This is a genomic window from Pseudomonas sp. B6(2017), from assembly GCF_002112765.1.
GTDB classification, from domain to species: Bacteria; Pseudomonadota; Gammaproteobacteria; order Pseudomonadales; family Pseudomonadaceae; genus Aquipseudomonas; species Aquipseudomonas piscis.
This window is the reverse complement of the sequence record NZ_NEIQ01000001.1, coordinates 126,461-151,465: the sequence shown is the minus strand read 5'-3', so window position 1 is coordinate 151,465 and position 25,005 is coordinate 126,461. Positions and strand designations below refer to the sequence as shown.

General features: G+C 59.2%; 24 protein-coding genes. 3 read left to right on the top strand and 21 right to left on the bottom strand.

From position 1 onward, the window contains the following. Positions 1-179 precede the first annotated feature (179 nt). The 21 genes from glmS to rpmH form a co-directional block, all read right to left on the bottom strand. Positions 180-2,012: a glutamine--fructose-6-phosphate transaminase (isomerizing) gene (gene glmS / locus CAG11_RS00765; protein ID WP_085594012.1), complete on the bottom strand. Its 1,833-nt coding sequence runs from the start codon at positions 2,010-2,012 to the stop codon at positions 180-182. A gap of 10 nt (positions 2,013-2,022) precedes the next feature. After that, on the bottom strand, positions 2,023-2,796 hold the full coding sequence (locus tag CAG11_RS00760) for a DeoR/GlpR family DNA-binding transcription regulator (RefSeq protein ID WP_022641984.1): 774 nt from the start codon (positions 2,794-2,796) through the stop codon (positions 2,023-2,025). Between the two features lie 146 nt (positions 2,797-2,942). Continuing rightward, positions 2,943-4,310: a bifunctional UDP-N-acetylglucosamine diphosphorylase/glucosamine-1-phosphate N-acetyltransferase GlmU gene (gene glmU, locus CAG11_RS00755; RefSeq protein WP_085594010.1), complete on the bottom strand. Its 1,368-nt coding sequence runs from the start codon at positions 4,308-4,310 to the stop codon at positions 2,943-2,945. A gap of 258 nt (positions 4,311-4,568) precedes the next feature. Further along, positions 4,569-4,994, bottom strand: a complete 426-nt coding sequence (locus CAG11_RS00750) for a F0F1 ATP synthase subunit epsilon (RefSeq protein ID WP_011064380.1) — start codon at positions 4,992-4,994, stop codon at positions 4,569-4,571. Between the two features lie 45 nt (positions 4,995-5,039). Next, complete coding sequence (gene atpD, locus CAG11_RS00745; RefSeq protein ID WP_047290153.1) at positions 5,040-6,416, bottom strand: F0F1 ATP synthase subunit beta; 1,377 nt, start codon at positions 6,414-6,416, stop codon at positions 5,040-5,042. 27 nt (positions 6,417-6,443) lie between these two features. Next, positions 6,444-7,304, bottom strand: coding sequence for a F0F1 ATP synthase subunit gamma (atpG, locus tag CAG11_RS00740; RefSeq protein ID WP_031320767.1), 861 nt, complete (start codon positions 7,302-7,304; stop codon positions 6,444-6,446). Positions 7,305-7,354: 50 nt separating this feature from the next. Next, positions 7,355-8,899: a F0F1 ATP synthase subunit alpha gene (atpA, locus tag CAG11_RS00735; RefSeq protein ID WP_053137777.1), complete on the bottom strand. Its 1,545-nt coding sequence runs from the start codon at positions 8,897-8,899 to the stop codon at positions 7,355-7,357. 21 nt (positions 8,900-8,920) lie between these two features. Beyond that, on the bottom strand, positions 8,921-9,457 hold the full coding sequence (locus CAG11_RS00730; RefSeq protein WP_053137780.1) for a F0F1 ATP synthase subunit delta: 537 nt from the start codon (positions 9,455-9,457) through the stop codon (positions 8,921-8,923). Positions 9,458-9,469: 12 nt separating this feature from the next. Next, entirely contained in the window at positions 9,470-9,940 is a 471-nt protein-coding gene (locus tag CAG11_RS00725) for a F0F1 ATP synthase subunit B (RefSeq protein ID WP_053137783.1), read from the bottom strand. Positions 9,941-9,997: 57 nt separating this feature from the next. After that, the gene (gene atpE / locus CAG11_RS00720; RefSeq protein ID WP_002555987.1) at positions 9,998-10,255 is read right to left on the bottom strand and encodes a F0F1 ATP synthase subunit C; all 258 of its coding nucleotides are present in this window, start codon (positions 10,253-10,255) and stop codon (positions 9,998-10,000) included. A gap of 132 nt (positions 10,256-10,387) precedes the next feature. Beyond that, the gene (gene atpB / locus CAG11_RS00715; protein ID WP_053137789.1) at positions 10,388-11,260 is read right to left on the bottom strand and encodes a F0F1 ATP synthase subunit A; all 873 of its coding nucleotides are present in this window, start codon (positions 11,258-11,260) and stop codon (positions 10,388-10,390) included. A gap of 16 nt (positions 11,261-11,276) precedes the next feature. Then, entirely contained in the window at positions 11,277-11,684 is a 408-nt protein-coding gene (locus CAG11_RS00710) for a F0F1 ATP synthase subunit I (RefSeq protein WP_016964883.1), read from the bottom strand. A gap of 148 nt (positions 11,685-11,832) precedes the next feature. Then, positions 11,833-12,705 carry a ParB/RepB/Spo0J family partition protein gene (locus tag CAG11_RS00705; protein WP_022641991.1) on the bottom strand — a complete coding sequence of 291 codons (873 nt, stop codon included), beginning with the start codon at positions 12,703-12,705 and terminating at the stop codon, positions 11,833-11,835. 9 nt (positions 12,706-12,714) lie between these two features. Next, positions 12,715-13,512 (bottom strand): ParA family protein, encoded by a 798-nt coding sequence (locus CAG11_RS00700; protein ID WP_031320775.1) that lies wholly within the window; start codon positions 13,510-13,512, stop codon positions 12,715-12,717. An 18-nt stretch (positions 13,513-13,530) separates the two neighbouring features. Then, entirely contained in the window at positions 13,531-14,175 is a 645-nt protein-coding gene (gene rsmG / locus CAG11_RS00695) for a 16S rRNA (guanine(527)-N(7))-methyltransferase RsmG (RefSeq protein ID WP_022641993.1), read from the bottom strand. Beyond that, positions 14,172-16,064: a tRNA uridine-5-carboxymethylaminomethyl(34) synthesis enzyme MnmG gene (mnmG, locus tag CAG11_RS00690; RefSeq protein WP_031320777.1), complete on the bottom strand. Its 1,893-nt coding sequence runs from the start codon at positions 16,062-16,064 to the stop codon at positions 14,172-14,174. Before mnmG ends, rsmG begins: the two co-directional genes overlap by 4 nt. Positions 16,065-16,691: 627 nt before the next feature. Next, a complete protein-coding gene (gene mnmE / locus CAG11_RS00685; RefSeq protein ID WP_085594008.1) occupies positions 16,692-18,062 on the bottom strand; it encodes a tRNA uridine-5-carboxymethylaminomethyl(34) synthesis GTPase MnmE in 1,371 nt (456 codons plus the stop codon). A 79-nt stretch (positions 18,063-18,141) separates the two neighbouring features. Then, a complete protein-coding gene (gene yidC, locus CAG11_RS00680) occupies positions 18,142-19,842 on the bottom strand; it encodes a membrane protein insertase YidC (RefSeq protein ID WP_085594006.1) in 1,701 nt (566 codons plus the stop codon). Between the two features lie 2 nt (positions 19,843-19,844). Next, entirely contained in the window at positions 19,845-20,090 is a 246-nt protein-coding gene (gene yidD, locus CAG11_RS00675) for a membrane protein insertion efficiency factor YidD (RefSeq protein ID WP_083235628.1), read from the bottom strand. Continuing rightward, positions 20,083-20,484, bottom strand: coding sequence for a ribonuclease P protein component (rnpA, locus tag CAG11_RS00670; protein ID WP_218191778.1), 402 nt, complete (start codon positions 20,482-20,484; stop codon positions 20,083-20,085). Before rnpA ends, yidD begins: the two co-directional genes overlap by 8 nt. 16 nt (positions 20,485-20,500) lie before the next feature. Continuing rightward, on the bottom strand, positions 20,501-20,635 hold the full coding sequence (gene rpmH, locus CAG11_RS00665) for a 50S ribosomal protein L34 (protein ID WP_003213577.1): 135 nt from the start codon (positions 20,633-20,635) through the stop codon (positions 20,501-20,503). Positions 20,636-21,202: 567 nt separating this feature from the next. Between rpmH and dnaA the strand changes: the two genes are divergently transcribed. From dnaA to recF, 3 genes are read left to right on the top strand one after another with little or no spacing between them, the layout of a single operon-like run. Continuing rightward, a complete protein-coding gene (dnaA, locus tag CAG11_RS00660; protein ID WP_085594001.1) occupies positions 21,203-22,738 on the top strand; it encodes a chromosomal replication initiator protein DnaA in 1,536 nt (511 codons plus the stop codon). A gap of 38 nt (positions 22,739-22,776) precedes the next feature. Then, a complete protein-coding gene (gene dnaN, locus CAG11_RS00655) occupies positions 22,777-23,880 on the top strand; it encodes a DNA polymerase III subunit beta (protein ID WP_022638827.1) in 1,104 nt (367 codons plus the stop codon). A 20-nt stretch (positions 23,881-23,900) separates the two neighbouring features. After that, positions 23,901-25,004: a DNA replication/repair protein RecF gene (gene recF, locus CAG11_RS00650; protein ID WP_022638828.1), complete on the top strand. Its 1,104-nt coding sequence runs from the start codon at positions 23,901-23,903 to the stop codon at positions 25,002-25,004. The last annotated feature ends 1 nt before the right edge of the window (position 25,005 follow it).

Below are 25,005 nucleotides of genomic sequence, written 5' to 3'. Positions count from 1 at the left end.
TGGCAGGGGCCGGCCGGGATTATCCAGAGCCCGGGTAGCGGCGTGAATCCATGGGGTTCAGTGAAAAAGCCCAGGGAGAGGTAAAGGCGCATGGACAAAAAAGGGAGCCTGGACAGGCTCCCTGTTGGTTGCAGCAGTTGCCGTTATCTACAGCCGGGTGATACTCAACTGTGGATAACTCACTCCACGGTTACCGACTTGGCCAGGTTGCGTGGCTGGTCGACGTCAGTGCCCTTGAGCACGGCTACGTAGTAGGACAGCAGCTGCAACGGGATGGTGTAGAGGATTGGCGAGAGAATGTCGTGGATGTGCGGCATGTGGATAACATGGGTGCCTTCGCCGTTGGTCATGCCCGACTTCTCGTCGGCGAACACGATCAGCTCGCCACCACGGGCGCGGACTTCCTGCAGGTTGGACTTGAGCTTCTCCAGCAGTTCGTTGTTCGGCGCCACGGTGACCACTGGCATGTCGTTATCCACAAGGGCCAGCGGGCCGTGCTTGAGTTCACCGGCCGGGTAGGCTTCGGCGTGGATATAGGAAATCTCCTTGAGCTTCAAGGAGCCTTCCATCGCTACCGGGTACTGGGCGCCACGACCGAGGAACAGGGTGTGGTGCTTGTCGGCGAACAGCTCGGCGGTCTTCTCCACCACGTTGTCCATGGCCAGGGCTTCGCCGAGGCGAATCGGCAGGCGCCGCAGCTCTTCCACCAGCTCGGCTTCGACACCAGCGGCCAGGGTGCCACGTACCTGGCCCAGGGACAGGGTCAGCAGCAGCAGGCTCACCAGTTGGGTGGTGAAGGCCTTGGTGGAGGCCACGCCGATTTCGCGACCGGCCTGGGTCAGCAGGGTCAGGTCCGATTCACGCACCAGGGAGCTGATGCCGACGTTGCAGATCGCCAGGCTGGCGAGAAAGCCCAGCTCCTTGGCGTTGCGCAGGGCGGCCAGGGTATCGGCAGTCTCGCCGGACTGGGAAATGGTCACGAACAGGGTGTCGGGCTGCACCACCACCTTGCGGTAGCGGAACTCGCTGGCGACTTCCACCTGGCAGGGGATGCCGGCCAGTTCTTCCAGCCAGTAACGGGCGACCATGCCGGCGTGGTAGCTGGTGCCACAGGCGACGATCTGTACATTGCGCACCTTGGCGAACAACTCGGCGGCCTGTGGACCGAAGGCCTGGACCAGTACCTGGTTGGCGCTCAGGCGACCTTCCAGGGTGCGCTGCACCACCGATGGCTGCTCGTGGATTTCCTTGAGCATGTAGTGGCGGTATTCGCCCTTGTCCGCCGCTTCGGCACCATCGCGGTACTGCACCGCCTCGCGCTCCACGGCCTTGCCGCCGATGTCCCAGATCTGCACGCTGTCCCGGCGGATCTCGGCGATATCGCCCTCTTCCAGGTACATGAACCGGTCGGTGACCTGGCGCAGGGCCAGCTGGTCGGAGGCCAGGAAGTTTTCCCCCAAGCCCAGGCCGATCACCAGCGGGCTGCCGCTACGGGCCGCCACCAGGCGATCCGGCTGGCTGGCGCTGATCACGGCAAGACCGTAGGCACCGTGCAGTTCCTTGACGGTGGCCTTGAGGGCCACGGTCAGGTCGCCCAGGTCCTTGAGCTTGTGATTCAGCAGGTGGGCGATGACTTCGGTATCGGTGTCCGAGGTGAACTCGTAGCCCTGGGCCTTGAGTTGTTCACGCAGGGCTTCGTGGTTCTCGATGATGCCGTTGTGCACTACCGCCAGATCGCCGGAGAAATGCGGGTGGGCATTGCGTTCGCAAGGCGCGCCGTGGGTGGCCCAACGGGTGTGGGCGATGCCCAGGCGACCCACCAGCGGCTCGCCGGCCAGGGCTTGTTCCAGCTCGGCGACCTTGCCCGGACGGCGCATGCGCTCGAGCTTGCCGGTATTGGTGAAAACCGCCACGCCGGCGCTGTCGTAGCCGCGGTATTCGAGGCGCTTGAGGCCTTCGAGCAAAATGGCGGTGATATTGCGTTCAGCAACGGCGCCAACAATTCCACACATGGTATTTCTCCTAGCTGACAGCCGCGCAAATCAGAGTTATGCCGCGGGCCTGGATCTGGTCGCGGACCTCGAGAGGCAGGCGATCATCGGTAATGAGGGTATGGACGCTGCTCCACGGCAGCTCCAGGTTGGGAATCTTGCGGCCGATCTTGTCGGATTCGACCATCACTACAACTTCGCGGGCCACCTCGGCCATCACTCGGCTCAGGCCCAGCAATTCGTTGAAGGTGGTGGTACCACGGGCCAGGTCGATGCCATCGGCGCCGATGAACAGTTGGTCGAAGTCGTAGGAGCGCAGGACCTGCTCGGCCACCTGGCCCTGGAAGGACTCGGAGTGCGGGTCCCAGGTGCCACCGGTCATCAACAGCACCGGCTCGTGTTCCAGTTCGTTCAGGGCGTTGGCCACGTTCAGCGAGTTGGTCATGACCACGAGGCCTGGCTGCTGGCCCAACTGCGGGATCATCGCCGCGGTGGTGCTGCCGCTGTCGATGATGATCCGCGCATGTTCACGAATGCGCTGCACCGCCGCCCGGGCAATGGCTTGCTTATGTCGGGACACTGGCTGGCCGAGGTCGCTGACCAGTTCCTGGGGCATGGTGATCGCCCCGCCATAACGGCGCAGCAACAGGCCATTGCTTTCCAGGGCCGCCAGATCCTTACGAATCGTAACTTCAGAGGTTTCGAAACGCTTGGCCAACTCATCCACACTCACCTCGCCTTGTTCGTTGAGCAAGGCCAGGATGTTGTGACGGCGCTGTGGAGTGTTGCGTTTCGAGATGAGCATTTAAGTTTCGATTCGAAAGATAATGTCGGCAATAAAAACCCATGATCGAAACTTCGTCAAGCACGAGAGCATAAAAAACCGGCCCTTGCTGTTCGAGTGCAGAGGCCGGTTGATGCTGCATGGGTCATCCGTGCTTGTGGATAACCTCAGTCCTTGTTGATTTTCTGCGGTCGCTTCCAGCCATCGATGTTCTTCTGCCGCGCACGGCCCACGGCCAGCTGCGCTGACGGGATATCCTGGGTGATGGTGGAACCGGCGGCGGTAGTGGCCCCGGAAGAGATATCCACAGGCGCCACCAGGGAGTTGTTGGAGCCGATGAACACGTCTTCGCCCATCACCGTCTTGTGCTTGTTCACCCCATCGTAGTTGCAGGTGATGGTGCCGGCACCGATGTTGGTGCGCGCACCGATCACCGCATCGCCCAGGTAGCTCAGGTGACCGGCCTTGGCCCCCTGGCCCAGGTGGGCGTTCTTCAACTCGACGAAGTTACCCACATGGGCGCGAGCCTCCAGCACACTGCCGGGCCGCAGGCGGGCGAACGGGCCGGCATCGCTGCCCTCGCCCATCACCGCGCCGTCGATATGGCTGTTGGCCTTGATCACCACGCCCTTGTGCAGGGTGCTGTCCTTGATCACGCAGTTGGGGCCGATCACCACGTCGTCTTCGATGACCACCCGGCCCTCGAGGATCACGTTGATATCGATCAGCACGTCGCGCCCGACCGTCACCTCGCCACGCACATCGAAGCGCGCCGGATCGCGCAGGGTCACGCCCTCGGCCATCAGGCGGCGGGCGGCGCGCAGCTGGTAGTGGCGCTCCAGTTCCGAGAGTTGCTTGCGATCGTTGGCGCCCTGCACTTCCATGGCGTCCAGGGGCTGCTCGGTAGCAACCTCCAGGCCATCGCTGACCGCCATGGCGATCACGTCGGTCAGGTAGTACTCACCCTGGGCGTTGTTGTTCGAAAGACGGCTGGTCCATTCGCCGAGGCGCTTGCCCGGCACGGCGAGAATGCCGGTATTGCCTTCGGTGATGGCGCGCTGGGCTTGGTTGGCGTCCTTCTGCTCGACGATGGCGGCGACCTTGCCATTGGCGTCACGCACGATACGCCCATAGCCGGTAGGGTCGTCCAGCTCGACGGTGAGCAGGCCCAGTTGCTCGGGGCCGGCCTGCTTGAGCAGGCGCTGCAGGGTCTGGACCTCGATCAGCGGCACGTCGCCGTAGAGGATCAGCACGGTATCGGCCTGGATGAAAGGCACAGCCTGGGCCACTGCATGACCGGTGCCGAGTTGCTTGTCCTGCAACACGAAATTCAGATCGTCGGCGGCCAGACGCTCGCGCACTGCATCCGCGCCGTGGCCGATCACCACGTGGATGCGCTGTGGATCGAGCTGGCGAGCGCTGTGGATAACATGCCCGAGCATGGAGTTGCCAGCGACCGGATGAAGGACCTTGGGCAGTGCCGAGCGCATGCGAGTGCCCTGGCCTGCTGCGAGGATAACGATTTCGAGAGACATGACTGGCTACCAATCCTGGGTGGTCCGCGAGTGTGACCTAGCAGGCCGTTGAAAAACTAACTGCGTTGTCATCGCTGCGTTAAAAACAAGCTCAAAATGCTCATTTACCACTCGTAAACTGCGCTTTTTCGCCTGTTTTTGCCTTGCGCTGACTGCCTCGCCTACGTTTTTCAACGGCCTGCTAGAGGGGGGAATGCGGAAAATAAAAAGGGTAGCCGAGGCTACCCTTTTTAATCAATCACACAGAAAGCCTGCGGCTTAGCCGCCGAACTTCTTGCGGATCTGCTGGACGGTACGCAGCTGGGCTGCGGCCTCGGCCAGACGTGCGGCGGCAGATCCGTAGTCGAAATCTGCGCCTTTTTCATTCAGGGCCTTCTCAGCAGCCTTGACGGCTTCCTGAGCGGAGGCTTCGTCCAGGTCGGCAGCGCGTTGCACGGTGTCGGCAAGAACCTTGACCATGTTCGGCTGAACCTCGAGGAAACCACCGGAGATGTAGAACACCTCGGCTTCCCCGCCCTGCTTGATCAAGCGGATCGGACCTGGCTTCAGGTTGGTGATCAGCGGTGCGTGACCCAGAGCGATACCAAGATCACCCAGTTCACCGTGCGCAACCACCATCTCCACCAGACCGGAGAAGATTTCCCCTTCCGCGCTGACGATATCGCAATGGACTGTCATAGCCATCTGCTTGCCTCAACCTAAATTAGCGCCCGTTGCCGGGCGCCGGGATTACAGTTTCTTGGCTTTCTCGATCGCTTCGTCGATGCCGCCGACCATGTAGAACGCTTGTTCTGGCAGGTGGTCGTAGTCACCGTTGAGGATGCCTTTGAAGCCAGCGATGGTGTCTTTCAGGGAAACGTATTTGCCTGGAGAACCAGTGAAGACTTCAGCCACGAAGAACGGCTGCGACAAGAAGCGCTGGATCTTACGAGCGCGGGATACCAACTGCTTGTCGGCTTCCGACAGCTCGTCCATACCCAGGATCGCGATGATGTCCTTCAACTCTTTGTAACGCTGCAGTACGTACTGAACGCCGCGAGCGGTCTCGTAGTGCTCGTTGCCGATCACGTTCGGGTCCAGCTGGCGGGAAGTCGAGTCCAGTGGGTCTACCGCTGGGTAGATACCCAGGGAAGCGATGTCACGGGACAGAACGACGGTGGCGTCCAAGTGGGCGAAGGTGGTCGCTGGCGACGGGTCGGTCAGGTCGTCCGCAGGTACGTATACCGCTTGGATCGAGGTGATCGAACCTTGCTTGGTCGAAGTGATGCGCTCTTGCAGCACGCCCATCTCTTCAGCCAGGGTCGGCTGGTAACCTACTGCCGAAGGCATACGGCCCAGCAGTGCGGATACTTCGGTACCGGCCAGGGTGTAACGATAGATGTTGTCGACGAACAGCAGAACGTCGTTACCTTCGTCACGGAACTTCTCGGCCATGGTCAGGCCGGTCAGCGCTACGCGCAGACGGTTTCCTGGTGGCTCGTTCATCTGACCGTAGACCAGGGCAACCTTGTCCAGAACGTTGGAGTCCTTCATCTCGTGGTAGAAGTCGTTACCCTCACGAGTACGCTCGCCCACACCGGCGAACACGGAATAACCGCTGTGCTCGATGGCGATGTTACGGATCAGTTCCATCATGTTCACGGTCTTGCCCACACCGGCACCACCGAACAGACCTACTTTACCGCCCTTGGCGAACGGGCAAACCAGGTCGATTACCTTGATCCCGGTTTCCAGCAGGTCGTTGCCGCCTGCCTGTTCTGCGAAGGAAGGAGCGGCGCGGTGGATACCCCAGCGCTCTTCTTCGCCGATCGGGCCGGCTTCGTCGATTGGGTTGCCCAGTACGTCCATGATCCGGCCCAGGGTCGCTTTACCGACCGGTACGGAGATGGCTGCGCCAGTGTTGTTGACGTCCAGACCGCGCTTCAAGCCTTCGGTGGAGCCCATCGCAATGGTACGAACCACGCCGTCGCCCAGCTGCTGCTGAACTTCCAGAGTGGTTTCGGCGCCTTGAACCTTCAAGGCGTCGTAGATGCTCGGTACGCTGTCGCGTGGAAATTCCACGTCGATAACGGCGCCGATGATTTGAACGATACGTCCGCTACTCATAGCTGGATCCTCTGAATATTTGAACCGTTAAACCGCGGCAGCGCCGCCGACGATTTCCGAGATCTCTTGGGTGATCGCAGCCTGACGCGCCTTGTTGTAGATCAGCTGCAAATCGCTGATCAAATCACCGGCGTTGTCGGTGGCGTTCTTCATTGCAATCATCCGCGCGGCTTGTTCAGCTGCGTTGTTCTCGACCACCGCCTGGTAGACCTGCGACTCCACGTAACGGACCATCAAGCCGTCCAGCAGCTCCTTGGCATCCGGTTCGTAGAGATAGTCCCAGTGGTGCTTGAGTTCTTGATCCGGGGTTGCCTCCAGTGGAATCAACTGTTCCACGGTCGGCTGCTGGGTCATGGTGTTGACGAACTTGTTGGATACCACGGACAGGCGGTCAATCCGGCCTTCCAGGTAAGCATCCAGCATCACCTTGACGCTGCCGATCAGGTCATTGATCGACGGCTCTTCACCCAGGTGGCTGATAGCTGCAACGACGTTACCGCCGAAGTTGCGGAAGAAGGCCGCACCCTTGCTACCGACCACGCACAGATCGATCTCGACGCCTTGTTCGCGGTTTACCGCCATGTCCTTGACCAGGGCCTTGAACAGGTTGGTGTTCAAGCCACCACACAGACCACGGTCACTGCTCACCACGATGTAACCGACGCGCTTGATGGCGCGGTCGATCATGAACGGGTGACGATATTCCGGGTTGGCGTTGGCCAGATGACCAATAACCTGGCGGATGCGCTCCGCATAAGGACGGCTAGCTGCCATGCGCATTTGTGCCTTGCGCATTTTGCTGACCGCCACTTTTTCCATGGCGCTGGTAATTTTTTGCGTGCTTTTGATGCTCGCAATCTTACTGCGAATCTCTTTTGCGCCTGCCATGTAACACCTATCAGGTTAGCAAGCGGGAGCCTTGCGGCTCCCGCTGCGGCTTACCAGGTTTGGGTGGCCTTGAACTTCTCGATACCGGCTTTGAGGCCAGCGTCGATTTCGTCATTGAAGTCACCCTTCACGTTGATCTTCGCCATCAGGTCGGCGTGATCGCGGTTGAAGTAAGCAATCAGCGCTTGTTCGAAGCTACCGATCTTGGCGATTTCGACGTCAGTCAGGAACCCACGCTCAGCGGCATACAGCGACAGCGACATGTCAGCGATGGACATTGGCGCGTATTGCTTCTGCTTCATCAGCTCGGTAACGCGCTGACCGTGTTCAAGTTGCTTACGGGTCGCTTCGTCCAGGTCAGAAGCGAACTGGGCGAATGCCGCCAGTTCACGGTACTGAGCCAGGGCGGTACGGATACCACCGGACAGCTTCTTGATGATCTTGGTCTGAGCGGCACCACCTACACGGGATACCGAAACACCGGCGTTAACTGCAGGACGGATGCCCGAGTTGAACATGGCCGATTCCAGGAAGATCTGACCGTCGGTGATGGAGATCACGTTGGTCGGAACGAACGCGGAAACGTCGCCAGCCTGGGTTTCGATGATCGGCAGGGCGGTCAGGGAACCGGTCTTGCCAGTCACTGCGCCATTGGTGAACTTCTCTACGTACTCTTCCGAAACGCGGGAAGCGCGCTCCAGCAGACGGGAGTGGAGATAGAACACGTCACCTGGGTAGGCTTCACGGCCTGGTGGACGGCGCAGCAGCAGGGAGATCTGGCGATAAGCCACGGCCTGCTTGGACAGATCGTCATAAACGATCAGCGCGTCTTCACCGCGGTCGCGGAAGTATTCACCCATGGTGCAACCGGAGTACGGAGCCAGGAACTGCAGGGCAGCCGATTCCGAAGCACTGGCAGCCACGATGATGGTGTTGGCCAGGGCGCCGTTTTCTTCCAGCTTGCGAACCACGTTGGCGATGGTCGATTGCTTCTGACCGATCGCTACGTAGACGCAGAAAATGCCGCTGTCTTTCTGGTTGATGATCGCGTCGATCGCCAGAGCGGTCTTACCGATCTGACGGTCACCGATGATCAGCTCACGCTGGCCACGGCCGACTGGGATCATGGCATCGACAGCCTTGTAGCCAGTCTGTACAGGCTGGTCTACCGACTTACGCCAGATCACGCCTGGAGCAACTTTCTCGACCGCGTCGGTCTCGGTGTTGTTCAGCGGACCTTTACCGTCGACTGGGTTACCCAGTGCGTCGACTACGCGACCCAGCAGTTCCTTACCAACTGGAACTTCGAGGATGCGGCCGGTGCACTTGGCGCTCATGCCTTCAGCCAGAGTGGTGTATGCGCCCAGTACTACGGCACCTACAGAGTCTTGCTCGAGGTTGAGGGCCATACCGTAGACGCCGCCCGGAAACTCGATCATCTCGCCGTACATTACGTCGGCCAGACCGTGAATCCGCACGATGCCGTCAGAAACGCTGACGACAGTGCCTTCGTTACGGGCTTGGGAGGTCACATCGAGCTTTTCGATGCGGCCCTTGATAATTTCACTTATTTCGGAAGGATTGAGTTGCTGCATTGCTCTGCTGCCCCTTCAAACTCAAGATTTCAATGCTTCGGCAAGGTTCGCGAGTTTGCCGCGAATCGAGCCATCGATAACCAGGTCGCCGGCGCGAATCACGACGCCACCAATCAGGCTGGCATCCTCCGCAGCGTGCAGGCGCACTTCCCGGCCGAGCCGTGCACTGAGAACCTTGGCGAGTTTGTCTTGCTGTTCTTGGTTCAATGCGAAAGCACTGGTCACATCCACGTCCACCGACTTCTCTTGCTCGGCCTTGTACAGGTCGAACAGAGCGGAGATCTCCGGCAACAGCAGGAGACGGTCGTTCTCGGCGGCAACTTGAATGAAATTCTGTGCCTGTGCATCAAACTTGTCGCCACACACTTCGATAAAAGTGTTGGCCTTTTCTGCGCTCGTCAGTCGCGGGGCCTTAAGCACGCGCTGCATGGTGTCATCTTGTGACACCGCTGCAGCCAGGCCGAGCATGGCTGACCAAGAGGCCAGCTGCTGGTGGGCCTGAGCGTGCTCGAAGGCCGCCTTAGCGTAAGGTCGGGCCAACGTGGTCAGTTCTGCCATGATCGCCCTCGCTTAAATTTCAGCAGCCAGTTTGTTAACCAGGTCTGCGTGCGCGTTTTGATCGATTGTGGCGCCCAGGATCTTCTCTGCACCATTGACTGCCAGGCTACCCAGTTGGGCGCGCAGCGCGTCTTTGACGCTGTTCAGTTCCTGTTCGATCTCGGCCTGAGCCTGAGCCTTCACACGTTCAGCTTCGACACGGGCCTGTTCACGGGCTTCGTCGACGATCTGAGAACCGCGCTTCTTGGCTTGCTCGATGATTTCAGCTGCCTGAGCTTTGGCTTCGCGCAGTTGCTGACCCACTTTATCTTGGGCCAGTTCCAGGTCACGAGCTGCTCGGCTGGCAGCGTCCAATCCATCCGCGATCTTCTTTTGACGTTCGTGCAGAGCTGCAATGACCGGAGGCCAAATGAACTTCATGCAGAACAGTACAAAAATTAAGAACGCAACGGACTGGCCAATCAGGGTTGCATTAATGTTCACGCCAACACCTCGCTCGTTCGTTGTCCGTCACACCAATCAACTCGAATACTCGAGTGATTAGCCAGCGAGTTGACCAACGAAGGGGTTCGCGAAGGTGAAGAACAGAGCGATACCAACACCGATCATGGTTACGGCGTCGAGCAGACCGGCAACGATGAACATCTTAACTTGCAGCATTGGAACCATTTCTGGTTGACGCGCAGCGCCTTCCAGGAACTTGCCGCCCAGCAGGCCGAAACCAATTGCGGTACCCAGTGCGCCCAGGCCGATCAACAGTGCAACAGCGATAGCGGTTAGACCAACTACAGTTTCCATCTTTCCTCCCGACTTTTACGTCGTATGGTTTAGGTTTTTTAGATTAAAGCGGTAAAACAAATCGTTTCATCGTGCCCGAGATGGGCCCCTCACGCCGCAACGAGAGGGACATCAGACTAGTCGAGACTGGTCTTAATGATTCTCTTCGTGAGCCATCGACAGGTAGACGATGGTCAGCATCATGAAGATGAACGCCTGCAGGGTGATGATCAGGATGTGGAACACAGCCCACGCCCATTGCAGAACCACACCCATGCCGCTGAGCCACAGCAGGCCGCTGCCGAACATCACGGCAATCAGGATGAACACCAGCTCGCCGGCGTACATGTTGCCGAACAGACGCAGTGCCAGGGAGATTGGCTTGGCCACCAGGGTCACGAACTCCAGCAGGAAGTTCACTGGAATCAGCAGGGCCTGGACCAGGATGTTCTTGCTACCGAACGGATGCAGGGTCAGTTCGCCGATGAAGCCGCCGATGCCCTTGACCTTGATGCTGTAGAAGATGATCAACGCGAATACCGACAGGGCCATGCCCAGGGTAGCGTTCGGGTCAGTGGTGGAAACGGCACGGAATGGAATGTGCGGGTCGCCGGAAATCAGCATCGCCAGTTGCGGGATCCAGTCCACAGGAACCAGGTCAATGGCGTTCATCAGGAACACCCAGACGAAGATGGTCAGAGCCAGCGGTGCGATGACCGGGCTGCGACCGTGGAAGCTGTCCTTCACGCTGCCATCGACGAAGCCGACCATCACTTCGACGAAGTTCTGCAAAGCGCCCGGCACACCGGAAGTCGCCTTCTTGGCCGCCATGCGGAACAGAAGAATGAAGATCACACCCAGTGCGACAGACCAGCCGAGGGTATCGACGTGGAATGCCCAGAAGCCCATTTCCTTGGCTTCTGCTGCGGAGTGGGCAAAGCCCCAGCTCCCATTGGGTAGCTGACCGAAGGTCAGGTTCTGCAAGTGGTGCTGGATATAGCCCGAAGCGGTTGTTTCTGCTGACATGGTTGCCTCAAACGCCCTAAGGTCTCGAAAGTCTTGTTCTCATTAGCAGGGGAGCGAACCAGCTGACCAGCTGGGTCAGCACGAAGACGCCGAATACTGCCAACGGCGCCAAAGGCTTCACACCTGCAAACGTCAGCGCGAACAGCACTGCCGTCAAAATCAATTTGCCCGCCTCGCCGGCATAAAAAGACCGGACGATGGCTTGGGCCGCTCGGGCGCCGGAAAACCGAAATGCCCTGTGAGCGAAATACACATTGGGTAGCAAGGCTATCAGTCCTCCGCAAAGGCCTGAATATCCGGCTACGACTCCACGCCATTGCCAAAGCGCCAGAGCGGCTATCAGTAAAATGACCAACTGAGCCAGTAGAACCGGGAAAACCGCCAAGCGATGGAACGGCAGGCGGTTTGGCGTGCGGGTTTCCATCACTCTTGCTCCTCAAGGGTCGGCTGCCAGAATTCTGTGACTTGGCATAATTTGTGCCGACAAAATGCGCGCAGAGTATAGGGGCGGTTCAGCCCCTATTCAACTGCCGGGTAGTGATTTCCGACTGCGCGCTACACAAGGAAATGTTTCAACGGATGTGAGCGAGGACGCCTTGCAGTTCATCCAGGGAGTTGTAGCCGATCACCAGTTGCCCCTTGCCCTTCTTGCCGTGGCGAATCTGCACCGCAGAGCCTAGGCGCTCGGCCAAACGCTGCTCCAGGCGGGCGATATCCGGATCGGGCTTGACCGGTTCAGCAGGCTCTTGCTTGCCGCTGAGCCACTGGCGAACCAAGGCCTCGGTCTGACGCACCGTCAGGCCTCGTGCGACAACGTGTCGCGCCCCTTCAACCTGTTGATTTTCCGGCAATCCGAGCAATGCGCGGGCATGTCCCATTTCCAGGTCGCCATGGGACAACATGGTCTTGATCACCTCGGGCAGGGAGATCAGGCGCAGCAGGTTGGCCACGCTGACGCGGGACTTGCCCACGGCTTCGGCAACTTGTTGCTGGGTCAGCTGGAACTCCTGCTGCAGGCGCTGCAGGGCCAGTGCTTCCTCGATGGGATTGAGATCTTCGCGCTGGATGTTCTCGATCAGCGCCAGGGCAATGGCGGTTTCATCGGGCACATCGCGGACCATCGCCGGAATGGTTTCCTGGCCAGCCTGCTGGCTGGCGCGCCAACGGCGTTCACCGGCGATGATTTCAAACCGACCGGCGCCGATGGGACGCACCACGATGGGCTGCATCACACCCTGGGTCCTGATCGAATTCGCCAGTTCCTCCAGGGCCTGTGGGTCCATGTCCCGACGAGGCTGGTACTTGCCACGCTGGATCAGGTCCAGCGGCAGGTGTTGCAGTTCACGCTGGTCGATCTGCGCGGCTTGTTCTTCCAGGGCGCTGACAGTCGGACCACTCAACAGTGCATCCAGTCCACGTCCGAGACCACGTTTCTTGACGGCCATGGGGATTCCTTAAGTTGGCTGGGCGGCTGCGATGCGCGCTTGTTTACGTTGCCGGCGAACCATCTCGCCGGCCAGGGCCAGGTAGGCCAGTGCGCCGCGGGATTGTTTGTCGTACGCCAATGCCGGCATGCCATAGCTCGGAGCCTCGGCCAGGCGGATGTTGCGCGGGATCACGGTGTCGTACAGCTGGTCGCCGAAGTGTTCCTTGAGCTGTGCGGAAACATCGTTCATCAGGCTCAGGCGCGGGTCGAACATGGTGCGCAGCAAGCCTTCGATCTTCAACTCGGGATTGAGCAGTTCGCCAATGCGCTTGATGTTATCCACAAGGTCGCTCAAGCCTTCCAGAGCGTAGTACTCGCACTGCATGGGGATGATGACGCCATCGGCAGCCACCAGGGCGTTGAGGGTCAGCATCGACAGCGACGGCGGGCAATCGATCAGGATGTAGTCATAGTTCTCGCGGATCGGGGCCAGGGCACTGCGCAGCCGGCTTTCCTTCATCTGCATTTCCAGCAGGACCACTTCCGCCGCGGTCAGGTCGCGGTTGGCCGGCAACAGCTGGTAGCCGCCGTGTTCGGAGAAGTGCATGGCCTGGGCCAGGTCGCACTCGCCGATCAGCAAGTCGTAGACCGAGTTTTCCAGGCCATGTTTATCCACACCGCTACCCATGGTGGCGTTGCCCTGTGGATCAAGGTCGATCAGCAGCACCCGGCGCTTGGTCGCTACCAGGGATGCCGCGAGGTTGATGCAGGTGGTGGTCTTGCCCACACCACCTTTCTGGTTCGCTATCGCGAATACCTTAGCCATTCTTGCTTGTGTTCCCAATCATGCCGTGCGGCGCAGTATCAGCAGATGGCGTTGGCCTTGGCAACCGGGTACGGCCAGGGCGTGTTCGCTATCGAGGTGGAAGTCTGCCGGCAATGCTAACAGCTCATCAGAGGGATGGACGCCCTTCATTGCCAGCCAGCGTGTATCGCTGTCCCCAAGGTGGCGGGTCCAGCTGGTGAAGTTCTCCATGCTGCTGAACGCCCGGGAAATGATCCCGTTGAAAGGCTGTTCAGGAGTGAAGGCCTCGACCCGGCTGTGGATAACTTGCAGGTTATCCAGCTTGAGCTCGAGTTTGACCTGGGTCAGGAAGCGGGTCTTCTTGCCGTTGCTGTCCAGGCAGGTGACCTGGGATCCGGGAAACAGGATCGCCAGGGGAATACCCGGCATCCCGCCGCCACTGCCTACATCCAGCCAGCGGCCGTCCTCGATGAACGACATCACGCTCAGGCTGTCGAGCAAGTGGCGCGAAACCATTTCATCGGGATCGCGCACGGCGGTCAGGTTATAGGCCTTGTTCCACTTGATCAGCAGCGCCAGGTAGCCCAGCAGCGATTCATGCTGGGCCGGGCTCAGCTCGACACCGAGTTGGCGGGCGCCTGTGGATAATTCATCCGCGTGTTGCGAGGTGACCAGTGAACTCAAGCGCTTTGCTCCAACTGACGGCCGGCGCCGCGTTTTTTCAAGTGAATCATCAACAGGGAAATGGCCGCAGGAGTCACGCCGGGAATCCGTGATGCCTGGCCCAGGGTTTCCGGACGGGTCGCGCCCAGCTTGCCCTGGATCTCCTTGGACAGGCCGGAGATGGTGGCGTAATCGATATCCACAGGCAGCTTGGTGTCCTCGCTGGCCCGCAGGCGAGCGATTTCATCCTGCTGGCGATCGATGTAGCCGGCGTACTTGGTCTTGATCTCGACCTGTTCCGCCACCTGTGGATCCTCCGCGCCATGCCCGGTCACTTCGACCAGCCCAGCGTAGTCGATCTCCGGACGACTCAGCAGGTTCAACAGGTTGTACTCGTGGGTCAGCGGTGTGCCGAATTTTTGTGCAATCGCATCGCCCTGCTCAGTACCGGGGCGAACCCAGGTGGACTTCAAGCGCTGTTCTTCCAGGGCTATGCCCTCGCGTTTCTTGCAGAACGCCGCCCAGCGCACGTCATCCACCAGGCCCAGCTCGCGACCTTTTTCGGTCAGGCGCAAATCGGCGTTGTCTTCGCGCAGGATCAGGCGGTACTCCGCCCGCGAAGTGAACATGCGGTACGGTTCCTGGGTACCCAGGGTAATCAGGTCATCGACCAACACCCCGATGTAGGCTTCGTCGCGACGCGGGCACCAGCTGTCCTTGCCCTGGGCACGCAATGCCGCGTTGGCCCCGGCCAGCAGGCCTTGTGCGCCAGCTTCTTCGTAACCGGTAGTGCCATTGATCTGGCCAGCGAAGAACAGACCGCCGATGACTTTGGTTTCGAGGCTGTACTTCAAGTCCCGCGGGTCGAAATAGTCGTATTCGATGGCGTAGCCCGGGCGCACGATATGGGCATTTTCCATGCCCCGGATCGATTGCACGATCTGCAACTGCACATCGAACGGCAGAGATGTGGATATCCCGTTCGGGTACAGCTCGTGGGTGGTCAGGCCTTCGGGCTCGATGAAGACCTGGTGGCTTTCCTTGTCGGCAAAGCGGTGGATCTTGTCTTCGATCGATGGGCAGTAGCGCGGGCCAATGCCTTCGATGACCCCGGAGTACATCGGCGAACGATCGAGGTTCGACGCGATGATCTCGTGGGTGCGCGCATTGGTGTGGGTAATCCAGCAGCTGATCTGCCGCGGATGCTGTTCCTTGGAACCCAGGAACGACATCACCGGGATGGGCGTATCGCCCGGCTGCTCGGTCATCACCGAGAAATCCACGGAACGGGCATCGATACGCGGTGGGGTACCGGTTTTCAGGCGCCCGACCCGTAGTGGCAGTTCCCGCAGGCGTTGTGCCAGTGCAATCGAAGGTGGGTCACCAGCACGACCGCCGGAGTAGTTCTGCAAGCCGATGTGGATAAGTCCGCCGAGGAAGGTACCGGTGGTCAATACCACCGAATCGGCGAAGAAACGCAGGCCCATCTGGGTCACTACACCACGGACCTGATCCTGCTCGACGATCAGGTCGTCCGCCGCCTGTTGAAATATCCACAGGTTCGGCTGGTTCTCAAGAATCTCGCGTACCGCAGCCTTGTACAGGATGCGGTCGGCCTGGGCCCGGGTCGCACGTACTGCCGGGCCTTTGCGGCTGTTCAATACACGGAACTGGATGCCGCCTTTATCTGTAGCCATGGCCATCGCGCCGCCCAGGGCGTCGATTTCCTTGACCAGATGGCTCTTGCCGATCCCGCCGATCGCGGGATTGCAGCTCATGGCTCCGAGGGTTTCCACGTTATGCGTCAGCAACAGGGTCTTTGCCCCCATGCGTGCTGATGCAAGTGCTGCCTCGGTACCGGCATGACCGCCGCCGATGACGATCACTTCAAAACGGGAAGGGAAATCCACCACGCACCTCGTGCCTGCTTCAAGTAGGAGTAATTAGGAATGGTTGTTGGGTTGGTTTTTCGACCAAGGGGGCAAGTATAGGGACTTCGCCCTTTCTAAAGAACCCTTTGCACAAAATTTAACCAGCTTGTGGATGACTGGCGAACAATAGAAATTAAAAAGAGAGAAATTTATTAAAACCTTGTTTTTATGTTTATTCTTATACCTCCACCTATCTGTGGATAGATTTCTACAAGCCTTTATTTTCATGGTGTACAGAGATTTTAAACTCTGTGGTTAGGTGTTGCGGAGGCCGTTGGATAACCGGTTTAAGCCTGTGGATTAATGTGCTGCTTATCCACAGAGCCGATTCTCCTCAGCTTTGAGGCTGGGTTATCAACTGTGCTGAAGGGCAGTTATTCACAGGGCTTAATCCACAGAAAAATGCCTCGTCGATGCGCTAGCGCTCAGAGCGCAAGCCTTTCCAGAGGTATGGATCGAAAAATTGCAGGGCAACCCAGATGCCTTTGGCATATGAGTGGAGGCAGCGGGATAACCGCACAGGGGTAGGAAATGCCGTAGACAGGGCCAGCTGGTGCCGGTCTACAGGCGCTACCCGGCCTGTTGGCCGGGTAGGAAAGGGCAGGACTACTTGCCGATGCAGAAGCTGGAGAAGATTCGTCCCAGCAAGTCATCGGAGCTGAAGGCCCCGGTTATTTCTCCGAGGAATTGCTGGGCCTGACGCAGGTCTTCGGCCAACAATTCGCCCGCACCAGCCTGGGTCAGCTGGGCCCGGCCATGCTCCAGCGCTGCATTGGCGTAGCGCAGGGCTTCCAGATGCCGGCGGCGTGCACTGAAGCTGCTTTCGGAAGTTTGTTCATATCCCATGCAAGCCTTCAGGTGCTCGCGCAACAATTCCAGGCCCGGGCCTGCGGCCATTGCACTGAGGCTGATGGTGACATGGCCGTCTTCACAGGTTTCCAGGGCGATGGGTTCGCCACTCAGGTCGGCCTTGTTGCGAATCAGAGTGACCTTGGCCGGATCCGGGCGCTGCTGCAGGAACTCGGGCCACAAGGCGAAGGGATCGACCGCCTCGGCGGCAGTAGCGTCGACCACCAGCAATACTCGGTCGGCTTCACCAATGGCCTTGAGCGCTCGTTCGACACCGATTTTTTCCACCTGGTCCTCGGTATCCCGCAGGCCAGCGGTATCCACTACATGCAGCGGCATGCCATCGATGTGGATATGTTCGCGCAGGATGTCCCGGGTAGTACCGGCGATGTCGGTGACGATGGCCGCTTCGCGGCCGGCCAGGGCATTGAGCAGGCTCGACTTGCCGGCATTCGGACGACCGGCAATCACCACGGTCATGCCATCGCGCAGCAAGGCGCCCTGCCCGGCTTCGCGCAGTACTGTGGACAACTCCTCGCGTACGGCATCGAGCATGCCGAGTACATGGCCATCGGCAAGGAAGTCGATTTCCTCCTCGGGAAAATCGATGGCGGCTTCGACATAGATGCGCAGTGCGATCAGCTGTTCGGTCAAGTGATGTACGCGCTGGGAGAAAGCCCCCTGCAGCGAGCGTAGGGCATTGCGGGCCGCCTGTGCAGAACTGGCCTCGATCAGATCGGCGATCGCCTCGGCCTGGGCCAGATCGAGCTTGTCGTTGAGGAAGGCGCGTTCGCTGAACTCCCCAGGCCTGGCCAGCCGGCAGCCCAGTTCCAGGCAACGTTGCAGGAGCATGTCGAGGACGATGGGGCCGCCATGGCCCTGCAATTCCAGTACATCTTCACCAGTGAAGGAGTTAGGGCCCGGGAAATACAGGGCGATGCCCTCGTCCAGGACTTCACCTTGCCCGCCGAGAAAGGCTCCGTAATGGGCAAACCGCGGCTTGAGTTCACGGCCGCTGATGGCCGCGGCAGCCGTTGCCGCCAACGGCCCGGAGATCCGCACGATGCCCACGCCACCGCGTCCCTGGGCGGTGGCGATGGCGGCGATGGTTTCACGAGGGACATTCATAACCAGACATCCAGACAAAAGTGACAGATAGCAAAACGCCCCACTAGGGGGCGTCTTGTGTGGTTATCCACAGAGTAGGTCAGGCCGCTGCTTTCTTGGTAGCAGCTTCGATCCTACGGGTGATGTACCACTGTTGGGCGATCGACAGGCAGTTGTTCACTACCCAGTACAGCACCAGGCCAGCTGGGAACCACAGGAAGAAGAAGGTGAAGATGATTGGCATCATTTTCATCACCTTGGCCTGCATCGGATCCGGCGGAGTCGGGTTCAGCTGCTGCTGGATGAACATGGTGGCGCCCATGATGATCGGCAGGATGAAGAACGGATCCTTGATCGACAGGTCGGTAATCCACAGCATGAACGGCGCCTGGCGCATTTCCACGCTTTCCAGGAGTACCCAGTACAGGGACAGGAAGACCGGCATCTGGACCAGGATCGGCAAGCAGCCGCCCAGCGGATTGATCTTCTCTTTCTTGTACAGCTCCATCATCGCCTGGGACATCTTCTGGCGATCGTCACCGAACTTCTCTTTCAGCGCGGCCAACTTCGGCGCTACTGCACGCATGCGGGCCATGGATTTGTAGCTGGCAGCCGACAGCGGGAAGAAGATGCCCTTGATCAGCATGGTCAGGAAGATGATCGACCAGCCCCAGTTACCCACCAGGCTGTGGATATGTTGCAGCAGCCAGAAGATCGGCTGGGCAATGAACCACAGGAAACCGTAGTCCACGGTCAGTTCCAGACCTGGGGACAACTCTTTCAGGACGGCTTGGCTCTTCGGACCGGCATACAGGATGGCGCTGGTCTCGAGCTTGGCACCAGGAGCTACGGTGATCGAAGGACCGGTGTAGCCAATGATGTAGTTGCCTTTGCTGTCCTTGCGCGCCAGTACCTGGTTGTTCTCGCCCTTTGGCGGAATCCAGGCGGTCACGAAGTAGTGCTGCAGCCAGGCTACCCAGCCACCTTGCACGCTTTCAGTGATCGGGGCCTTGCTCTTGTCCTCGTTCACCTTGTCCATGTCTTTCATGGACACCTTTTTATACGGCTCGGAACTTGTCCACAGGGCGGCGCCCAGGTAAGTCGCAGTGCCGGTGGCGGTGCTGGAGGATGGATCGGAACTGGCGTCGCGCTTGAGCTGGGCGAACATCGCACCAGTCCAGGGTTGTGCACTTTCGTTGTCGATCAGGTAGGAAACGGTGATGTCGTACAGGCCGCGCTTGAGGGTGAAACGCTTGATGTAGTTGACGCCGTCCTTGCTGAACTTCAGGTCGACCACGAGTTGGTCCTGACCGTCAGCCAGTTGATAACTTTTCTTCTCCGAGGAGTAGATCGGTCGGCCAGCCGGATTGGCGTCCGGGCCGTTGCTGCCGATCAGGCCGCTTTGGGCCAGGTAGGTCCGCTCGTTGCCGTTGTCGAACAGCTGGAAAGGAATTTCCGGATGGTCCTGGCGACGTGGGTACAGAGGCAGGCGCAGTTGTGCGATATCCCCACCTTGTGGATCGACGGCGAGGTCGAGCACATCCGTTTTGATCTGGATGAGATCTTTGCTTGCAGCCACTGGCACTTCGGCAGGGGCAGCGGTATCGCTGGCCGCACGCGGAATGTCGTCATTGGCGGCTGGAGTGCCGGTTGGCGTGTCCGGCAAGCCCGGGGTGGTCGTGCTGGAAGCAACATTCTGAGTCGGCAGGGCAGCCTGGCCATAATCCTGGTTCCATTTCAGAACCATGACATAGGACACGATTGCCAGGGCGACGATCAGGATCGTGCGTTTGATATCCATGATTACTCGGCCATCGAAGAAGAACGGGAGGTGGGAATAGGTGGAACCGGGTCATAACCACCGGGATTCCATGGATGACAGCGACCTAAACGACGAAAGGTCAGCCAACCACCGCGCAGAAGGCCATGGGTTTCGATGGCTTCCAACGCATAGCAGGAACAACTGGGGTGAAAACGACAGTGGTCGGCCATCAGAGGACTAATGGCATAGCGGTAAAACTGGATCGGAACGAGTGCCAGTTTACGCATCGGGACTGTCTACCCCTACAGTTTCGGATTTGACTGGGGATGCCGGCTTGTTACGGGCCAGGCGTTTCCAGAGTTTACCGAAATGCTGGATCAATTCAGGGTTTTCTACGTCGCCCAAACCTTTGCGCGCGACGATAACGATGTCCCATCCAACCAGTGAATCCTGGTGAAGACGAAACGATTCGCGCATCAGACGCTTGAGACGATTGCGTTCAACGGAGAGCTTTACGCTCTTCTTTCCGATCACGAGCCCCAGGCGGGGATGATCAAGATCGTTGTCGCGAGCAAGGAGCAGGAGATTCTTCCCCGGAACCTTGCCGGTAGGGGAGTCAAAGACTGCCTTGAAGTGTCGAGGAGTAAGCAGACGCTTTTCCCGACTGAAGTCCTGACTCACCTCCAGTGCCGGATTATCAAACTGCCAGACGTGCACGGCCTTTGGCGCGACGACGCGACAGGACGGCACGACCGTTCTTGGTGGCCATGCGAGCACGGAAACCGTGGGTACGAGCGCGTTTGATAGTGCTTGGTTGGAAAGTACGTTTCATGTCGTGTTACCTGGTTCGTCCACAACGGGCCGGAATGGCCCCCGTTTTAAGAGATCGGCGATTCTAGAGAAAGCAAGCCTCTAGGTCAATTTCCAACCAAGCTTTCCTTTATCTATGTATGTCCGGATTTCGGGCTTGTGGACCAGGTCCAGCCAGATATAAAAATAGAGAAGGAAAGTATTTAAAGCTTTTCTGTAGAGCTTATAAAAGCTTAGTAAGGCCCTGTCTGTGGATAACTAGCTTAAGCCCTTCTATTTCGTACTGTACAGAGAATGACAACACGGTTGAGAAACCGTGCTTTACCTGTGCTGCGAGGGCGGAAAAGCTGTGTGCGGAATGGTTTGTTATCCACAGGTGATTTATCCACTGGGTTTCACCCCGAGTTGTGCATAGATCTCAAGCTTGGTTATCCACAGAGCTTATGCACATACCGCTGGTCGTGTTTATTCGGGTTAAGGCATTGATTCTTAGTCCCCTGGCGACACGCTACATGTGGATAAGTGGACGGCCGACCGTTACAATGGCCGCTTGTTTTTGCCTCACCGGCTTTCAACTCAGGGGATATCCGTGTCAGTGGAACTTTGGCAGCAGTGCGTGGAGCTTCTGCGTGATGAGCTGCCTGCCCAACAATTCAACACTTGGATCCGTCCGCTACAGGTCGAAGCCGAAGGCGACGAGTTGCGTGTCTACGCACCGAATCGTTTCGTTCTCGATTGGGTCAATGAAAAGTACCTGGGCCGCGTGCTCGAGTTGCTGGATGAACACGGCAACGGTATGGCGCCGGTTCTTTCCTTATTAATAGGCAGCAAGCGCAGCTCGGCTCCGCGTGCCGCGCCCAATGCGCCGTTGGCTGCAGCTGCTTCCCAGGCGTTGCAGGCAGCTGCTGCGGCCAAAGCGGCTGCCGAGCCTGTAGCGCCGGCACCGACTCCTGCCCCGGCCAGGAAGGCCGTCGAGCAGAAGGTCGAGGAAACCAGCGAAGAACCCTCTCGAGACAGCTTCGACCCCATGGCGGGGGCTAGTTCGCAACAGGCTCCGGTACGCACCGAACAGCGCACCGTTCAGGTGGAAGGCGCGCTCAAGCACACCAGCTACCTGAATCGCACCTTCACTTTCGAGAACTTCGTCGAGGGCAAGTCCAACCAGCTGGCCCGTGCTGCGGCCTGGCAGGTAGCGGACAACCCCAAGCATGGCTACAACCCGCTTTTCCTTTATGGGGGCGTCGGCCTGGGTAAGACCCACTTGATGCACGCTGTGGGTAACCACCTGCTGAAGAAGAACCCGAATGCCAAGGTCGTGTACCTGCATTCCGAGCGCTTCGTGGCGGATATGGTCAAGGCGTTACAGCTCAACGCCATCAACGAATTCAAGCGCTTCTACCGTTCGGTGGACGCACTGCTGATCGACGATATCCAGTTCTTCGCGCGAAAAGAGCGTTCCCAGGAAGAGTTCTTCCACACTTTCAACGCCCTTCTTGAAGGCGGCCAGCAGGTGATTCTCACCAGCGACCGTTATCCGAAGGAGATCGAGGGCCTGGAAGAGCGCCTCAAGTCCCGCTTCGGCTGGGGCCTGACGGTGGCGGTAGAACCGCCGGAGCTGGAAACCCGGGTGGCGATCCTGATGAAGAAGGCCGACCAGGCCAAGGTCGAGCTGCCTCACGATGCGGCGTTCTTCATCGCCCAGCGGATCCGTTCCAACGTCCGTGAACTGGAAGGCGCGCTCAAGCGGGTGATTGCCCACTCGCACTTCATGGGCCGCGATATCACCATCGAGCTGATTCGCGAATCCCTGAAGGACCTGCTGGCATTGCAGGACAAGCTGGTGTCCGTGGATAACATCCAGCGTACCGTCGCCGAGTACTACAAGATCAAGATTTCCGATCTGCTGTCCAAGCGGCGTTCGCGCTCTGTCGCCCGCCCGCGCCAGGTGGCCATGGCCTTGTCCAAGGAACTGACCAACCACAGCCTGCCGGAAATCGGCGATGTGTTCGGCGGCCGTGACCACACCACGGTCCTGCACGCCTGCCGCAAGATCAATGAACTTAAGGAATCCGACGCGGACATCCGCGAGGACTACAAGAACCTGCTGCGTACCCTGACCACTTGATGATTCCAACGCAGCTTATTAAGGCAAGGGACTAGACCATGCATTTCACCATTCAACGCGAAGCCCTGTTGAAACCCCTGCAACTGGTCGCCGGCGTCGTCGAACGCCGCCAGACCTTGCCGGTGCTTTCCAACGTGCTGCTGGTTGTCGAAGGCCAGCAGTTGTCGCTGACCGGTACCGACCTGGAAGTCGAACTGGTCGGTCGCGTGCAACTTGAAGAACCAGCCGAGCAAGGGGAAATCACCGTTCCCGCGCGCAAGCTGATGGACATCTGCAAGAGCCTGCCCAATGACGCCTTGATCGACATCAAGGTCGACGAGCAGAAGCTGGTGGTGAAGGCCGGCCGTAGCCGCTTCACCCTGTCGACCCTGCCGGCCAACGACTTCCCTACCGTGGAAGAAGGCCCAGGCTCCCTGACCTGCCAGCTGGAGCAGAGCAAGCTGCGCCGCTTGATCGAACGCACCAGCTTCGCCATGGCCCAGCAGGATGTGCGCTACTACCTCAATGGCATGTTGCTGGAAGTCTCCGCCGGGATCATCCGCGCCGTGGCCACCGATGGCCACCGCCTGGCCATGTGCTCGATGCAGGCTGACATCGGCCAGCAAGATCGTCACCAGGTGATCGTGCCGCGCAAAGGTATCCTGGAGCTGGCCCGGCTGCTCACCGAGCCGGATGGCAACGTCAGTATCGTCCTGGGCCAGCATCACATCCGCGCCACCACCGGTGAATTCACCTTCACCTCCAAGCTGGTGGACGGCAAGTTCCCGGACTACGAGCGCGTGCTGCCCAAAGGCGGCGACAAGCTGGTATTGGGTGACCGCCAGGTCCTGCGCGAGGCCTTCAGTCGTACCGCGATCCTCTCCAACGAGAAGTACCGCGGTATTCGCCTGCAACTGGCCAGCGGTCAGTTGAAGATCCAGGCCAACAACCCGGAACAGGAAGAAGCGGAAGAAGAAGTAGGCGTGGAGTACAACGGAGGCTCGTTGGAAATCGGCTTCAACGTCAGCTACCTGCTGGACGTGCTGGGCGTGATGACCACCGAGCAGGTTCGCCTGATCCTGTCCGACTCCAACAGCAGTGCACTGCTGCAAGAGTCCGACAACGACGACTCGGCTTACGTTGTCATGCCGATGCGCCTGTAATCATGCTCAGCAGAAGCTAGATGTCCCTCAGTCGCGTCTCGGTCACCGCGGTGCGCAATCTGCACCCGGTGACCTTCTCCCCCTCCCCCCGCATCAACCTCCTCTACGGCGCCAACGGCAGTGGCAAGACCAGCGTGCTGGAAGCCATCCACCTGCTGGGGCTCGCCCGCTCGTTTCGCAGTGCGCGCCTGTTACCGGTAATCCAGTACGAGCAGCTGGCTTGCACGGTATTCGGGCAGGTCGAGTTATCCGAGGGAGGGCACAGCAACCTGGGGATATCCCGCGACCGCCAAGGGGAATTCCAGATCCGCATCGACGGCCAGAATGCCCGCAGCGCGGCGCAGTTGGCGGAAATCTTGCCACTGCAGTTGATCAACCCCGACAGCTTCCGCCTGTTGGAAGGGGCGCCGAAGATCCGCCGACAGTTCCTGGATTGGGGAGTGTTCCATGTGGAACCTCGCTTCATGTCCACCTGGCAGCGCTTGCAGAAGGCCCTGCGGCAGCGGAACTCATGGCTGCGGCATGGTACACTTGACGCCGCTTCGCAAGCGGCCTGGGACCGGGAACTGTGCCAGGCCAGCGCTGAAATCGATGAATACCGCCGCGCTTATATCAAAGCCTTGAAACCAGTCTTTGAGCGGACCTTGAGCGAACTGCTGGAGCTCGAGGGCCTGACGCTTAGCTATTACCGTGGCTGGGACAAGGACCGCGAGCTGAGTGAAGTCCTCGCGACTGCCCTGCACCGTGATCAGCAAATGGGCCATACCCAGGCCGGCCCGCAACGCGCTGATTTGCGCTTGCGCCTAGGTGGACATAACGCCGCGGACATCTTGTCCCGGGGCCAGCAGAAGCTGGTGGTCTGCGCCTTGCGCATCGCCCAGGGGCACCTGGTCAGCCAGGCCCGCCGCGGTCAGTGTATTTATCTGGTGGACGACTTGCCGTCCGAGTTGGACGAGCAGCACCGCCGCGCACTTTGCCGCTTGTTGGAAGACTTACGCTGCCAGGTGTTCATCACCTGTGTAGACCACGAATTATTGAGGGAAGGCTGGCAGACGGAAACGCCAGTTGCTTTGTTCCACGTGGAACAAGGCCGTATCACCCAGACCCACGACCATCGGGAGTGAA

Coding starts and splice junctions, on each gene's coding strand:
- glmS (WP_085594012.1), bottom strand. CDS start 2,012: ATGTGTGGAATTGTTGGCGCCGTTGCTGAACGCAATATCACCGCCATT.
- CAG11_RS00760 (WP_022641984.1), bottom strand. CDS start 2,796: ATGCTCATCTCGAAACGCAACACTCCACAGCGCCGTCACAACATCCTG.
- glmU (WP_085594010.1), bottom strand. CDS start 4,310: ATGTCTCTCGAAATCGTTATCCTCGCAGCAGGCCAGGGCACTCGCATG.
- CAG11_RS00750 (WP_011064380.1), bottom strand. CDS start 4,994: ATGGCTATGACAGTCCATTGCGATATCGTCAGCGCGGAAGGGGAAATC.
- atpD (WP_047290153.1), bottom strand. CDS start 6,416: ATGAGTAGCGGACGTATCGTTCAAATCATCGGCGCCGTTATCGACGTG.
- atpG (WP_031320767.1), bottom strand. CDS start 7,304: ATGGCAGGCGCAAAAGAGATTCGCAGTAAGATTGCGAGCATCAAAAGC.
- atpA (WP_053137777.1), bottom strand. CDS start 8,899: ATGCAGCAACTCAATCCTTCCGAAATAAGTGAAATTATCAAGGGCCGC.
- CAG11_RS00730 (WP_053137780.1), bottom strand. CDS start 9,457: ATGGCAGAACTGACCACGTTGGCCCGACCTTACGCTAAGGCGGCCTTC.
- atpE (WP_002555987.1), bottom strand. CDS start 10,255: ATGGAAACTGTAGTTGGTCTAACCGCTATCGCTGTTGCACTGTTGATC.
- atpB (WP_053137789.1), bottom strand. CDS start 11,260: ATGTCAGCAGAAACAACCGCTTCGGGCTATATCCAGCACCACTTGCAG.
- CAG11_RS00710 (WP_016964883.1), bottom strand. CDS start 11,684: ATGGAAACCCGCACGCCAAACCGCCTGCCGTTCCATCGCTTGGCGGTT.
- CAG11_RS00705 (WP_022641991.1), bottom strand. CDS start 12,705: ATGGCCGTCAAGAAACGTGGTCTCGGACGTGGACTGGATGCACTGTTG.
- CAG11_RS00700 (WP_031320775.1), bottom strand. CDS start 13,512: ATGGCTAAGGTATTCGCGATAGCGAACCAGAAAGGTGGTGTGGGCAAG.
- mnmE (WP_085594008.1), bottom strand. CDS start 18,062: ATGAATGTCCCTCGTGAAACCATCGCCGCCATCGCCACCGCCCAGGGA.
- yidC (WP_085594006.1), bottom strand. CDS start 19,842: ATGGATATCAAACGCACGATCCTGATCGTCGCCCTGGCAATCGTGTCC.
- yidD (WP_083235628.1), bottom strand. CDS start 20,090: ATGCGTAAACTGGCACTCGTTCCGATCCAGTTTTACCGCTATGCCATT.
- rpmH (WP_003213577.1), bottom strand. CDS start 20,635: ATGAAACGTACTTTCCAACCAAGCACTATCAAACGCGCTCGTACCCAC.
- dnaN (WP_022638827.1), top strand. CDS start 22,777: ATGCATTTCACCATTCAACGCGAAGCCCTGTTGAAACCCCTGCAACTG.
- recF (WP_022638828.1), top strand. CDS start 23,901: ATGTCCCTCAGTCGCGTCTCGGTCACCGCGGTGCGCAATCTGCACCCG.